Origin of the sequence: Moellerella wisconsensis, assembly GCF_022592395.1 — a bacterium.
Classification (GTDB): Bacteria; Pseudomonadota; Gammaproteobacteria; order Enterobacterales; family Enterobacteriaceae; genus Moellerella; species Moellerella wisconsensis.
On the sequence record NZ_CP093242.1, the window covers coordinates 1,464,911 to 1,480,044 of the forward strand.

Consider the following 15,134-nt stretch of genomic DNA (forward strand, 5'->3'; position numbering starts at 1 on the left):
AATTAAATAAGATTATTCAAATAATAAATGTTTAGAATGTAAATATGCTTATTTAATTATCTTTGCTAATTACTAATTATAGTAGGTAGTTAATGGCAAAATATATTTGACCTATTTCAAGTTTTGAACTTTGTTTTGTATTTATTTAATGGTTTTTATTAACTTAATTAAATTATATGTATTTTATTGGTTGGTTTTTAATAGTTTAATTATTATTATGTATGCAATACATAATAGGTTAACAAAATGTTATTGTTAACATTAATGAAATTTGTCGCATTTTTTATGGTTGATTATATTGATTATCACTCAGTGAGCTTATTATGTGTTATCACTGGATAAATGTATAATCAGTCATTACAAACATATATTAGGATTACGATGAAAATTTTGGACAATAAAATATTCGCCCATCAGATCCGCTCTATATCGTTTCCGATCCGTGTGTTTATCTTATTACTGTTGGCTTCTGTCGTGCTGATAGCGGTGCTAGGTAAATATTTTACTGACAGTTTTCAGAATAATTTAATCAATAATGTCCGTACGCTCGCTATGAATCAGGCAAAAATCATTGCTTCAATGGACAGTATTGTGAGCGCGGTTGAAAATAAAGATACACACCGCTTACAAACTATTGCTGATAAATTAAACTCCCGTTCTGATTTTGATTATATTGTGATTGGAGATGAAAACTCGATTCGACTTTATCACCCCAATAGTGAAAAAATTGGGTTTATGATGCAGTGGAATAAGCCAGGCGCAATGGCACGAGGTGAAAGCTATTTCATTGACGGCGAGGGCTCTATCGGCGGGGCGATACGTGCAAAAACGCCTATTTTTGACGCCAATAATAAGGTCATTGGGGTTGTTTCAATTGGTTATTTAACTAAAACGATCAATGTGTCACGGGCAGAGTTTTTAGTGCAAACCGCCGGTGCGTTTTTGGCTATTTTAGTGATTTTATTGTTTCTTTCTTGGGGTTTCTCTCGGCATATTCGGCGTCAAATGTTGGGAATGGAACCGCAACAAATCGTACAGGTCGTGATGCTACAAAAAGCAATTTTTGATGCGGTTTTTGAAGGTATTATTGCTATCGATTGTGATGGTAATATTATCGCAATTAATCATAATGCGCGCCAAATGTTAGCGATTATTGAGCCAGAAAAAAGCTTAATTGGACGGCATATTTCCAGTGTAATCACTCCGGTTACTTTTTTCCTCTCTGACACCTCCGAGGTTAAGTATGACCAGCTCTCAACTTTCAATGGATTGAATGTGATCTCCAGTCGTATTGCGATTATGGATGGGAAGCAGCAGATGGGATCAGTAGTAAGCTTTCGAAGTCAAAATGACATTGAATCTTTAAATACCCAATTAACTCAAGTTAAACAATATGTTGAAAATTTACGCACCTTACGGCACGAACACCTTAATTGGATGTCTACGTTAGGCGGTTTAATCCAAATGGGTGAATACCAGCAAGCACTGGCAATGATCAAAGGCGAATCGGCCTCGCAACAGCAGCTTATTGACTCGTTGCGAGGTAAGTTTGCGGATAAACAAGTGGCTGGATTATTGTTTGGAAAATATCATCGCGCTAAAGAGCTAGGTTTAAAACTGGAGTTTATTGAAGGGTGTCAACTGAGTGAAATTCCAGCTAAGCTGACGAGTACAGAATTTTGTGCCATATTAGGTAATCTGTTAAATAATGCATTTGAAGCAAGTCTGAAAAATCCGCAAGGAAATAAGCAGATTGAGTTATATTTATCGGACGAAGGGAAAGAGATTGTGATAGAAGTAGCTGACCAAGGATGTGGGTTCCCTGAAGAAGGGCGCGACAACTATTTTGAAAGAGGAATAACGACAAAAACACAATCACCAGAAGGACATGGTATAGGGTTATATTTGATTGCCTCGTATGTGAAACGATGTCAGGGAGCAATGATTATCGAAGATAATAGCCCCTGCGGCACACTTTTTTCAATTTTCATTCCAAAAGTGAAGATACCAAATGATAAAGATTAAAATCCTCATTGTGGAAGATGAAATGCTGCTAGCAGAAATGCATGGCGAATTTATCAAAAACTATCCAGCATGCGACAAAGTTTGGGTGGCAGGTGATTTAGCTCAAGCGAGAAAAATGATTGACGTGTTAAAGCCCGATCTGATTCTGCTTGATAACTATTTACCTGATGGTAAAGGCATTGATCTGGTGCATGAGCTTATTCAAGAGCGGGTGGATACCAGCATTATTTTTACTACGGCAGCCAGTGATATGGAAACAGTCTCTGAGGCGATTAGATTGGGAGTGTTTGATTATTTAGTCAAACCGATAGCCTATGAACGGTTAGGGCAAACGCTTGATCGATTTATTCAACGCAGATCAGTGCTGCAAGCGAATGATAAAACAAGCCAAAGTCAAATTGATGATATGTTCAATACCTATGCGCGAGGCGAAGCAAAAGAAGAGTTGCCTGTGGGGATTGATTCACTCACGCTTGATAAAGTGCTGGGATTATTTCAACATTCTGAAGCGGAGCATACAGCTGAAAGTATCGCTAAAGAATTAAAACTTAGCCGCACGACCGCCCGTCGCTATCTAGAATATTGCTCAGGTCAACATAAGATTGAAGCAGAAATTGAATATGGCAGGGTAGGCCGCCCACAACGGGTATATCGCGCGGTTAAAAAACAACCGTAGTTCATTTGTTAACCTTACATTGTCGAGCTAACAGAACTGTATAGTGTCGAATTGAAAATAATTTTTCATAAAACACCAATGAACAGTTGGCTCGACAGTAACATAGCTGATTAATGCTGGGAGATGATTAATACTTTCTTTTTTGCGCGCTCATAACCTTGTTGAGCCGCCGCTTTATACCAGCTAAGTGCGTGCTTATCGTTTTGTGCAAACCCAATCCCATATTGATAACAGGCTCCTGTGGCATATTGCGCCTCAGGATTACCTTGTAGTGCGGCTTGTTGATACCAATAGCAGGCTTGATTATTGTCTTTTTTGACGCCATCTCCACGGGTATAAAGCAAGGCAAGATTAAATTGTGCAGAAATCTCACCTTGTTTTGCTGCCTTAGTTAACCAATTTTTGGCCTGTACTGGATTAGCAGTTACGCCTCGCCCCTGTAAATACAGCATACCTAAACTATATTCTGCTTGGGCTAATCCTTGCTGTGCCGCTAGGGTAAAATAGTTATAAGCCTGCGTATAATCAATGGGCTGATATTTCCCAGTTGCTAATTGATAACCCAGAATATATTGCGCTTGTGCATTGCTATCTTCGGCTAATTGCTTATATAACTGTTGAGCATGCTGTGGGTCGGCTCGAACAGCAATGCCTTGTTCATACCAATAGGCGAGAGTTAACTGTGCCGGATGATAATTTTGTTGCGCAGATTTGTTTAGCCACTGTAGTGCTTGTTGGGGATCAGCGGCTAATACTGTAGGTACCCCATGTAGGAAATAATCAGCCATATTGAGTTGACCGAGCGGATCTCCCGATTGGGCGGCTATCTGCATCCAATAGACTTGCTGTTGTGGATTTTTTTCACTGCCATTACCGTTTTGATACAGTAGTGCTAAATTAATCTGAGCTTTACTAAAGCCTTGTTGTGCTGCGAGTAAATACCAGTGTAACGCGTTTTTGAATTGTCGTTGCGCTTGGTAGGAGATTGCAAGATTAAATTGGGCTTCTGCTGTACCTTGTTCTGCTTGAGCTAGCAACTCGGACATTTCATGCTCAGAAAGCTGATTGATCTCGGATGATACAAAAGGAGAGGCGGTAGCTACTGCAGTGAGTAGACTAAAAATAATCATTATACTGGCAGTAAAATATTTCACAGCAGGCCTTATTATATTTTTCTTTAAATTTCAATTAGATAAATGAGGATTTATTATTAACTCTCGTAAAGCAGAGTTTAAATATAACGTAATTATAAAAAATCACGAAAAAAAGATGAACTTTGTTAGATAAGCCAAGTCATATATAACAATGAATATGATTTTTTGCTGCTGCAAGAATGCATATTTTTACCCTCATCTTTCATTTCTTTACATAAAGTAATGCGATAATGCAGCTATGAGATGATGATTTTGATGTTCTAACGTTGAAATCCGTTTCAAACGTAGTAACAAAAATCCTTGAGTAGAATGCATTATACCCGGTTTGTTTTAAACCGGGTTTTTTTTGTCTCTTTTTTAGATTTAGGTTAATTTTCGATCACTGAAAATTAACTTATTGGCCTTCGTTATTGTGTTAAATACTAGATTAAAAACTATCCATTTTAGCCAGTAATTAGCATAACTGAAGTTTTTACTTTCTAGATTAAATAGGTAATTTTAATTTTATGTGTGATCAAATAATCATAGAATAATAAATCACTAACAGTTATTTGATTATTCGTGCTGAAATTAACTTTTATAAAATATATCCTCTAAAATATTAACAATAAAATATTAATATAGTAATGATTATATTTTGTGCTAATTAGTGTGATCGCTATAAAATCGGATAGATATAAGGTTAAATTAACGCCAATAACTCAATCCCCATGTAACTGTAGAAGTGAGGTTTATCACAATAATAAGCTGCATAGTGATGAATTAATACTAGCTAAATCTTTATTTTTGGTGCATAAATAGCGTATATTGCTGCGATGATTTGTGCATATTAGCCGAAAGTCAGGCTATGTGTGATGAATAAAAAATCATTTATTGCTTTAACTCATTGAATTTACTATCCATGATTTATAAGTGTTAATTCTATGTCCAATGTCATCAAATTCATAGTTTGCCTATAGCGCAAGTAGATGGACATTTTTGAATTCTGATGGGCATATAAAAATATTTATATTTTAAGACGACAATCAGAGCTTAAATAATGAGCAGGAAATAAGTACTGTAATTATCTGATAATAATCTTTTCTTGGTTTTAATTCTTGAGATATATCCAGAATATAACAGTATCAGGCCAGCGGCAGAGGGTATCATTCAGTTAGGAGAATAGGGTAGCTGAGTGTGTAGCCAATAAGCCTGAACTGATGTTGATGGGTATAATAATAATGCAGAGAGTACAAACTGAGAGTATAAGCCGAGAGTACAGAAGTACTCCTTTTAATTTATGTACAGGTTGTAATAGAGGTCACTTGTGTCAACGAATAAAAATAACGACGATGTGAGTTTGAATGCATTCAAACAGCCAAAATCGTTCTACCTAATTTTCTCTATCGAGCTATGGGAACGTTTTGGTTTCTATGGTCTACAAGGTATCTTAGCAATATATCTAACCCAAGTGTTAGGTATGTCAGAGACCCAATCCTTTACCTTATTTGCTGCATTTACTGCGCTAGTGTATGGATTTGTCGCGATTGGTGGCTGGTTAGGCGATAAAGTCCTCGGAACCAAACGTGTCATTGTGCTGGGAACACTGGTACTGATAGTTGGTTATGCCTTAGTGGCATATTCTGGTCACGATGTAGAATTAGTCTATATTGGATTGGCGACGATAGCCGTGGGTAATGGTTTATTTAAAGCCAATCCATCATCTTTGCTTTCAACATGTTACGACAAAAATGATCCACGTCTCGACGGTGCATTTACCATGTACTATATGTCGATTAATATTGGTTCATTATTCTCAATGATAGCAACACCATGGTTAGCCAAACACTATGGTTGGGATGTCGCATTCTCCCTCAGTGTAGTTGGTTTAGTGATCACCCTAATTAACTTTTTCATTTGTAAACATTGGGTGAAAGAACATGGTTCTAAACCTGACTTTGAGCCATTAGTCATTTCAAAATTGATTGCATCAATTATTGGTGTGATTGCATTAGTGGCTTTATCTACTTGGTTACTGCATAACATGGGCGTTGCGCGTGCAGCATTAGGGATTATCTCTCTGGGTATCTTTATCATTTTTGCCAAAGAGACCTTTGCACTGACGGGCGCAGCACGCCGTAAAATGATAGTAGCTTTTATTTTGATGATGCAGGCCGTGGTATTCTTTGTTCTATACAGCCAGATGCCAACTTCACTAAATTTCTTTGCTATTCATAACGTTGAACATGAAATTTTTGGTATTACGGTTGAACCTGCGCAGTATCAAGCCCTGAACCCCCTATGGATTATGTTGGCGAGTCCAATTTTAGCCGCTTTATATAATAAGCTGGGTGACCATTTACCTATGCCTCACAAATTTGCCATCGGAATGCTGTTGTGCTCCGGAGCTTTCTTAGTGTTGCCATTAGGCGCTAAATTTGCCACCGATGCTGGGATTGTTTCTGTCGGTTGGTTAGTTGTTTGTTATGCGCTACAAAGTATTGGCGAATTGATGATCTCTGGCTTAGGTCTGGCGATGGTGGCACAGTTAGTTCCTCAGCGTTTGATGGGCTTTATCATGGGGTCATGGTTCCTTACTAGCTCTGCGGCAGCATTTATTGCTGGATATGTGGCTTCACTGACTGCAGCACCCGAAGGTCAAATTGCCGACCCTATTGCTTCTTTGAATGTCTATAGCGATGTATTCTTAAATATTGGTATTGTAACCGGTGTTATCGCAATTATAATGGTAATAACGGCACCTATGTTGAACAGAATGACATTAGATCGCTAGTTTTTAATCTGCCTGATTGAGTGAACGGCTGAGTGCAGTCGTTAAGTGAAAAGGTATAAAAAGAAAGGCCACCGTCGATTATTCGCGCTGGCCTTTTTGATTGATGTATTCTAACGCATGATACAGATAATGAATCGGCTAAAAATGAAGGTTTAGCCTTCACCACCTTGGAACGACGGGTATAAAGTCATTCCGCCGTCAATAAATAACGTAATTCCAGTCACATAAGAGGCTTGAGAAGAGGCTAGCCATGCTGCCGCTGCTGCTACTTCCTCTGGCTGACCAATGTTACCCATTGGGATCATTTTCTCTAATGCTGCTCTTTTTTGTTCATCCTGTAACTTTTCATGATTAATCGGCGTTTCAATTGCCCCAGGACCGATACTGTTTACTCGAATACCATAAGGCGCATATTCTAATGCTAAGCTTTTAGTCAGCATTCGCACGCCACCTTTACTGGCGGCATAACTGACAAATGTCGGCCAAGGAATAATTTCATGGACTGATGACATATTAATAATAGAGCCCTTGATATTATGCTTAATAAAGTAATTGATCGCCGCTTTAGCCGTAAGGAAAAAACTCGTCAAATTAACGCTAATAACTTGCTCCCATTGCGCTAAATCAACTTCATGAGTGGGTTTTTGAAATTCAATTCCGGCGTTATTGACCAATAAATCCAACCGACCAAAACTATCTATCGCGGTTTCAATCACCTGATTAGCATGTAGTTCATCGCTAATATCACCTTGATAAATAACTGCTTTACCACCAGATTGTTCTACAATATTAGCTACTTTTTGAGCATCATCTTTGTTTGAATGGTAGTTGATTACCACACTCATACCTTCTTGGCCCAACCGTTCAGCGACGGCAGCACCAATACCGGATGATCCGCCAGTAATAATGGCTACTTTTCCATGTAAATCTTGATACATAAATGGTCTCCCTATAGAAATATCAGCCAGAATAATGCGATAAAAATAATAATTACTTGTTAAATATTAGCTCAGAAATTATTAGTTTGCGTATAAATGGAACTATTTTTTCCAAAAAAGAATTGATTTAACCTTAAATGTTTAAAAATTAGGCTGGGAGGGAGTGAAAATCGGTGCTATCGATTACAGATTATTTACTTATAAAAAACGTGAGTAGATGTTTAAGTGACACGGTCACTTTACGGATTAAAAGAATTAACTCGTTTAGTTAGGTCTACTGATCTGATTATTGAATTAAAAAGTTAATTATCTGATTTTTAATTTTTTTCGACTGAATTAGTGAACTTTTCGTATATTATAAGAAACGAACCGCTGGCAATGGGAGATCACCAGCGTAGGGGGAATTATTGTTTGATTATTGATAATAATGATTTTTAATCAATTTTAAAGATTTATTGTGTCCATTAATTAATAATGTTTCTGTCGTTTTGACATACAAGTCATTATAAATTCCTGCCATTGGTGATGCCGGGGTAATCGCGGTAGCCGCAAACATTATATTTTGGCTTCTCACGACGTTATCTAAGGTGAGAATTTGCCCGACTTCGGCGCCCATTTGTTGACAGCGGGCACGTTCTTGCTCTGCAATTTTTTGATTTTCTAAACTATTACCTTTAGCTTGATCACGGGTAATTAAACGACTATGCATATCACCGCCTAAGGCTTTGGCGATAACCGCGCTAATTACGCCTTCAGGAGCGCCACCGATACCGTACATCATGTCAATATTGTGTTGCGGCAAAATAGCTAACAATGAGGCTAAAACATCGCCATCAGGCATAGTTATAACATTAACCCCTTGACTACGAAGTCGATGGATAATGTGCTGATGACGAGGCTTATCTAAAATAGAGATAGATAATTGTTCGATGGGTTTATTGAGCGCAGAAGAAAGCAACTTAATATTAGTTTCTAGAGGATTATCTAAGCTGACCACACCTTTAGCTTGTTGGCCTACAACTAGCTTCTCCATATACATATCAGGAGCTTGCAACAGAGAGCCAGCTTCAGCAGCTGCGAGTACAGCGATTGCATTTGATTCATTGCAAGCGACCATACGAGTACCATCAATCGGATCTACGGCAATATCTAACGATGAGTTACTTTGTTGGCGTCCAACAGTTTCACCGATATATAGCATCGGGGCATCGTCAATTTCGCCTTCACCAATAACGATTTTACCCTGAAAATCTATTTCATTAAGACGATTTCTCATCGCCTCAACCGCAGCTAAATCTGCTGCATTTTTATCTTGTTTACCAACCCAATCATAGGCTGCTATTGCAGCAACTTCAGTAACGGAAGCGATTGCATGAGCAAGTTCATCGCTAATTTTCATGATTAACTAGTTCTCGAGTGAAGAAATGGAAGGAAATAATAGGGATATGATACTTTTTTTAGTCAATGGGTTGCAAACTTAACTGTGGAGAAAATGAGAAAAATAGGGGACAAAGTATCCAGCTAGGTAAGATTATTATTTTAAATCAATTCAGCTCAGTCGTGGTATCTTGATGGTTAAGATATTTTAGGCAACACCGGCATAATGATATTTGTATGACGCTGTTGCCCGATAGATAGTTTACCTTACATCATTTCGACAATTGAAATACCGACAATAATCGATACTAACGCAAACAAGGTACTTAACAGCACGGTTGCTGCTGCGGTATCGGTATAGGCTTTATTGGTGATCGCTAATGCAGGTACGGCGGTAGCTGTAGGGAGTACACCGATAAGAAATGCGGCTTTAAGTAAATCACTTTCCAGTCCCAGTGCCATACCTGTAGCTAAAATTAATGCAGGCTGAATAATATTTTTGATCCCCACATTAAAGATAATTTCGCGGTTGATGACTAGCTTGATGCCAGAAAGTAATAACCCTAAGAAGAATAGAGCGACACCACCGGCAGTTTTTCCTAATTCATTGACGGAGTTCTGTACGACTTCGGGTAGTTTTACCCCGGTGATGGCTAAAATAGCTCCAAGAATAGGTAAAAAAACCAAAGGTTGAGAAACAGCATGGAGTAATGAACTTGAAATACTTTTACCTTGTTTATTGCCACTTATCATTAGCAAAGTAAATGGAATAATAATCACTGTATAGATAAGGTTACCAAGTACCATGGCGATTAGCCCAGAAGAACCTACAGTGGCTAATAATACCGGTGGACCACAATAGGCCATATCCGGAAAGGATACTGAAAGCGCTTGCATAGCAGCATCTTTTTTATCGTGTTTAAAACAAGTTTTTCCGAGGATAAAACCTATAGCATAAGAGATGATTAGGCCGGCAGCCAATGCCAGTAAATAATCAATATTGAGGATCACTGAAGGCGAAGCCGTTGCAGCGGCTAAAAACAGTGCAAAAGGTAAAGCTATTTTGACCACAAAATCAGCAAAGGCTTGGGAATATTCTCTTTTTATGAAACCGTATTTCCCGGAAAAATAACCAACGGCTAAGCCTAGAATAATGGGGCCTAAGGCGGCCAAAATTGTCTGGAATAAAATCATGTTCTACCTCACGAGGTAAGTCTAAATATATTAATATTATTCAAATATCAGTTAATAAAACCCTATTTTGATGTGTTCATTATAAAGCCATCAAAATTAAACATTAGCATGTAAACGCAATAAACTATTTATTATTTCCATTATTAGATTATGGTAAACGATAAAGGTTTTTATAATTATAATATATTAACTATACACATTATTTATTTATAAAACAGAGTTGGGATTTACTTTTGAGATATTAATATAAATGAAAGATTTTTAGTTCGAATAAGATGTTTTTTTAGAATAATTAGATTTTAAATAGTATGATTTACGATTTATTTGGCTTAAAATTTCGTGAGAAATGGCTAATTTACCTTACGTAAGTATTGCTTGGTGAGAGTGATTGTCATTAACGCTTATCCCAAACTGAAATAATCAGGGGTTGGCTGAGATGTTGGCATTAAGATTGATTAATGCAATAGCAAATACACTAATGGCGCGTATTTACTATTCGTTTTATACTTGTTATAGCGAATGATTATTTGATTATAGGACACTTATGTGGCAAAAGTGTAAAAGTGTTTTAAACCCAGATTGATGTTATCGCTATTAACTACTGATCAGCCTATTAGTTTATGGCTATGACGAGGAAACCTTCCCGTCCCTACATTTGAGAGATAACCCAGAGTGGATGAACTGTTATTTATCGGATTGTTGATTGTTAGTCTGCTGATTATTTCCCCTATATTGGCATTAATTGCGATGGGACGTACTAAGCGGATACAGCAAGAATTAGCACTTCAAAAGCAAAAGATTCAGCAACTTGAACTGCGATTATCTTCAGCGCCACCTATTTCATCGTCGTCACCGTCACCGATGCTTTCATCTACGGTTATTGCTTCGCAGACTCATGGTCAACAAAAGCAATTATCGCCGACAAATGTGCAGATAAAAGCGACCCCGAGCGCAAAAAGTGAAATAGAGGCAGCGGAGACGCCTTCCTTGAAGACTCAAGGAATGATTGATATCCCTTCTTTTACAACGCAGGAACTACAGCCTAAGGCTAATAATTCCCCTGAAGTTGTCACTGTAGTTAGCCATTTTATTTCGTGGTTATTTAAAGGCAATCCATTAGCTAAAATTGGTATTTTATTGTTGTTTTTGGGATTAGCCTATTTATTAAAATTCAGTATCGAAAAAGAGTTAATTTCTCCACAAATTAGGTTAATTTTTGCGGCGGTTGTCTGCATTATATTATTGGGGTTAGGGATTGGATTAAAAAAGAAACAATTATTGTACGCGCTCATTTTGCAGGGCGGGGCGATAGGTGGTTTATATATTACCGTGTTTGCTGCTAGTAAACTGTATTTGATGCTGCCTTATATGGCAGCTTTAATATTGATGGTATTAATTTGCGCAGCTAGTGTAACTTTAGCTATTTTACAACGAGCAGTAAGCTTGGCGATGTTAGCATCTATTGGGGGCTATGCTGCGCCTATCTTACTATCTACTGGCGGTGGGAGCCATATTGTATTGTTTTCTTATTACCTTATGTTATCTCTTGGAATATTGGTGATAAGTTATTGGCAGTCTTGGCGGCCATTAAACCTGATAGGGTTTATATTTACTTATGGCACCGCATTGATGTGGGGTATGGAATACTATCAGCCCGAATATTATCTTTCTTGCCAGCTATTATTAATCGCCAACTTAATAATCTTTAGTTTATTGACTCAGTTATTCGCTAATAAAAACCGTCAACATCAACAGATGTTGGTTGATAATGTTTTATTATTTGGTCCACCGATAATTAGTTTTATGTTGCAGTATGTATTAGTTGAGCCTTTTTACCTTGGCGCTGCATTTTCAGCACTAATTTTTGCAGCAATATATTTATTCATCGGCTACATATCGCATAAACGTTATTATTTTTTAGGCAGAAACTTAGCGTTGGGATACATTACTTTAGGAATGGCATTTATAACATTAGCCATCCCCCTCGCGGTTTCTTATGAATGGACCTCCATTGTCTGGGCGGTGGAAGGTTTGGCTATTCTGTGGTTTGGTTTTCAGCAAAATAGTAGAAATGTGATTATTGCTGGTAGCTTGTTGATTTTTGTTAGTGGTATGACATTACTCGGTGGACTGGGCTTCACAACATGGAGTCGAGGCAGTGTTTATATGGTACCAGTATTGATTATATGCTGTACTTTTGCCGGTGTGTTATTCCGTTATTATCGTCAAGAAAAACCATTAACTAAAGTTATTAGCCAGCTATTTTTATGGCTTAGTTTATGTGCATGGGCTAATTGGCTATTCGATATCGCCGATATTTTATCTTGGAGCATAGAATCAGAAAGCTTCACTATTATGGCAGTAGTTGTTCTATCTGCTTGGTTTTGGCGTGTAGTAGGAATGAAAACCCAATGGACAAGTTTGCTTTATTGCCAATTATTATTATGGCTGGTGGGATATTATTATCTTTTCTTAGATTTCATCAATAATCAAGAACCCTTAGGTAAGGCTGAAAGTTCACTGATTTGGCCAGTATTATTGGGTAGCTTGATTCTATTTATTGTTAATTCTTATCAAAAAGTTCCTCGCTGGTTCTATGCGACTATGCATATTGCTACATATTGGCTGATTCTGTGTTTCTTGGCAGTTGAAATATCTTGGTTCATTTCATTATTGCCTTGGGGGATGACGGAATGGGGCTACTTTATTTATATTATGGCAATGGTAGCTATTATATTAATACTTTATTGGCTGCAAGGTAGTTGTATTAATCCTATGGTTTTACATAAGAAATTATATTGGTTAGCTACATTGCCACTCATTGTATTAATGATTGGCTGTTCATTAGCTGGAAACTTGCTTGATGGAAAGTTAACATTTTGGATTTATATTCCATTACTTAATCCATTAGATGAGGCAGGACTATTTAGCATCGTGGCATTAATTTGTGCTACGCGTTGTATTCGACGATTAAAAAATCTGTCAAGTAAGACCCGTAAGATCCTAGTTAATGGTTTAAATTTAGCCATTATTACCTTAAGTGTTTGTTGGTTTAATGGTGTTTTATTACGGGGGCTGGTGGATTATCTTGATTTATATTGGTCTCTCACTAGTATTTTAGACTCGCGATTTATTCAGACAACATTATCGATAGTTTGGACTCTAGTTGCGTTAATTATCATGATTATGGCTCACAATAAACAGCAACGAATCAATTGGTTTGCAGGTGCAATTATCCTTGGTGCGGTAATTGCTAAACTATTTTTAATTGATATAACTAATGAAGATGGACTAATCAAAGCGGTAACATTTATTGTGGTTGCTGTATTAATTTTAGTTGTGGGTTATTTTTCTCCGTTACCACCGAGAAATCAAATTTCAACATTAGAAACCGGAGAGCTATCCGATGCCAAAAAGTAGGATTATGTTTTCCGCACTGATTCGGCTATTGATGTCATTATCGATGATGTTTACTTTATCTGCTGTTGCCGATGAAACTAACGCCACTTCGCGGATGGTATATGATTTTTATCAAGGCGCTGAATTAACTACGCCAAAGATACCGATAAGCAATTCATCGATAAATAATTCATCGATAAATAAGCCATTGGTAACCCAATATACTGACGCTTTTTATTGGTTACAGTTACCAGAGCAGGCCTATTTAAATTCGGCATATCCAGACAGTTTACAAGATATTAGTGTGTTCAATAGCGCAGGTGAGGAGATCCCATTTTCACTATTTAAACATAGCACTGAAAATTCGGTACAAACACCGATAAAATTTATGCTGTATCCGGTACAAACTCAATTTATTACAAATAACAGTGTGACTGATAATAAGCCACAACTAGAGATTAATACTGAGAACGGTATCTGGCTGAAAGTTTCGGGGGCAATGATTGAACCGCATGCAGATGTGAATAATCAAGCCTATTTATTAGTGGCTCAAGATGAGAAAGAATTAGCCACACCATTAGACCAATTAATTATCAATTGGTCTTCGATAACTGATAATTGGCAAGCAAAAGCAACGGTGTACAGCAGTAGCGATAAAAAAAATTGGACACAGTTGGCAAATAATGTGCCATTAATGGAGTTAACCTCAGTTGATGGTAAGTTAATTAGCCGCAATATTGTACTGAATAAACAGGTTCAATCAGCCTATTGGTTACTAGTTATCGATACCGATAAATCACAATCAGCGCCAAAAATTACGTCTGTGAACGGTATTGCTCAGCATAAAAATGTACAAGCGCGACAACAAGTATTTAAGTTTAAACAAACTAATGAAGGTGAAACGCGCAATGAAGTTACTTATCGTTTACCCACAGAACAGTTGATTAGCTCGCTAAAAATTACATTACAGCAAAAAAATCAGGTATTACCGATAAAAATTGATTATCAATCGCATGCCGATGGTCCGTGGATCCACTTAGGGAATTATGTGGTTTATTCATTAGAGGGTCATGATCTGCAGAAATATAGCTTACCGATTACCGTGAATAATTTAATAATCCGTAAAATGCGTATAACAGCGCTTAGAGGTGGTTGGGGGGAACATCCCCCGTATGTTTCTGGCACGCGTGATGGAATGAATATTATTTTTAATGCACAAGGAGTTGCGCCTTATTTATTAGTCTGGGGAAATATTAATGCTCAAAATGGCAGTTTGTCATTAACCGAGTTATTAGCGAGTTCGTTGACGCCCCAGCAGGTGATGGCACAATTTAATCAAATTGAAGCGGATAAAAATATTATTGAGCTGGGGGGGGCAGATCGATTGAAGAATAAAAATAATTTAGCCAATGATACGAAATGGCAACATTATATTCTGTGGAGCATTTTGTGCCTTGGTATACTCATTCTAGGATTTTTTTGTTGGCGATTACTGATTGATTTTAAAAGGCAATCACCGAGTGGTGACTAATTGAGCAGTTCAGATTGAACGGATAACTGTCATTATTGTCGATAGTAAGTCAGGTTAATTTTGCCAT

Annotated in this window: 9 protein-coding genes; 5 read left to right on the plus strand and 4 right to left on the minus strand. The window is 37.4% G+C overall.

Annotation, left to right across the window (positions count from 1 at the left end; translation table 11 throughout):
- The first annotated feature begins 381 nt into the window (after window positions 1-381).
- Both dpiB and dpiA read left to right on the plus strand, forming a co-directional pair.
- Window positions 382-2,025: a sensor histidine kinase DpiB gene (dpiB, locus tag MNY66_RS06550; protein ID WP_047257363.1), complete on the plus strand. Its 1,644-nt coding sequence runs from the start codon at window positions 382-384 to the stop codon at window positions 2,023-2,025.
- A complete protein-coding gene (dpiA, locus tag MNY66_RS06555) occupies window positions 2,012-2,701 on the plus strand; it encodes a two-component response regulator DpiA (protein ID WP_047257362.1) in 690 nt (229 codons plus the stop codon). The genes dpiB and dpiA overlap by 14 nt, the downstream gene beginning before the upstream one ends.
- Before the next feature lie 110 nt (window positions 2,702-2,811).
- Here dpiA and MNY66_RS06560 read toward each other — a convergent pair whose 3' ends face one another.
- Window positions 2,812-3,747 (minus strand): SEL1-like repeat protein, encoded by a 936-nt coding sequence (locus MNY66_RS06560; RefSeq protein ID WP_241501740.1) that lies wholly within the window; start codon window positions 3,745-3,747, stop codon window positions 2,812-2,814.
- Between the two features lie 1,414 nt (window positions 3,748-5,161).
- Between MNY66_RS06560 and dtpA the strand changes: the two genes are divergently transcribed.
- Window positions 5,162-6,628, plus strand: coding sequence for a dipeptide/tripeptide permease DtpA (dtpA, locus tag MNY66_RS06565; RefSeq protein WP_047257156.1), 1,467 nt, complete (start codon window positions 5,162-5,164; stop codon window positions 6,626-6,628).
- 152 nt (window positions 6,629-6,780) lie between these two features.
- Here dtpA and MNY66_RS06570 read toward each other — a convergent pair whose 3' ends face one another.
- The 3 genes from MNY66_RS06570 to MNY66_RS06580 form a co-directional block, all read right to left on the minus strand.
- Entirely contained in the window at window positions 6,781-7,566 is a 786-nt protein-coding gene (locus MNY66_RS06570) for a glucose-1-dehydrogenase (protein WP_241501741.1), read from the minus strand.
- 415 nt (window positions 7,567-7,981) lie between these two features.
- On the minus strand, window positions 7,982-8,965 hold the full coding sequence (gene glpX, locus MNY66_RS06575; protein ID WP_241501742.1) for a class II fructose-bisphosphatase: 984 nt from the start codon (window positions 8,963-8,965) through the stop codon (window positions 7,982-7,984).
- Between the two features lie 245 nt (window positions 8,966-9,210).
- Entirely contained in the window at window positions 9,211-10,134 is a 924-nt protein-coding gene (locus tag MNY66_RS06580) for an AEC family transporter (RefSeq protein WP_337252091.1), read from the minus strand.
- 675 nt (window positions 10,135-10,809) lie between these two features.
- Here MNY66_RS06580 and MNY66_RS06585 point away from each other — a divergent pair.
- Together MNY66_RS06585 and MNY66_RS06590 are read left to right on the plus strand one after the other, a co-directional pair.
- A complete protein-coding gene (locus tag MNY66_RS06585; protein ID WP_241501744.1) occupies window positions 10,810-13,557 on the plus strand; it encodes a DUF2339 domain-containing protein in 2,748 nt (915 codons plus the stop codon).
- Window positions 13,544-15,067, plus strand: a complete 1,524-nt coding sequence (locus tag MNY66_RS06590) for a DUF3999 family protein (protein ID WP_241501745.1) — start codon at window positions 13,544-13,546, stop codon at window positions 15,065-15,067. The genes MNY66_RS06585 and MNY66_RS06590 overlap by 14 nt, the downstream gene beginning before the upstream one ends.
- Window positions 15,068-15,134: the final 67 nt, after the last annotated feature.

Bases quoted from the DNA above. Each gene is read 5' to 3' on its own strand.
- MNY66_RS06570 (WP_241501741.1), bottom strand. From the start codon at position 7,566: ATGTATCAAGATTTACATGGAAAAGTAGCCATTATTACTGGCGGATCA.
- dpiB (WP_047257363.1), top strand. From the start codon at position 382: ATGAAAATTTTGGACAATAAAATATTCGCCCATCAGATCCGCTCTATA.
- MNY66_RS06560 (WP_241501740.1), bottom strand. From the start codon at position 3,747: ATGTCCGAGTTGCTAGCTCAAGCAGAACAAGGTACAGCAGAAGCCCAA.
- glpX (WP_241501742.1), bottom strand. From the start codon at position 8,965: ATGAAAATTAGCGATGAACTTGCTCATGCAATCGCTTCCGTTACTGAA.
- MNY66_RS06590 (WP_241501745.1), top strand. From the start codon at position 13,544: ATGCCAAAAAGTAGGATTATGTTTTCCGCACTGATTCGGCTATTGATG.
- dpiA (WP_047257362.1), top strand. From the start codon at position 2,012: ATGATAAAGATTAAAATCCTCATTGTGGAAGATGAAATGCTGCTAGCA.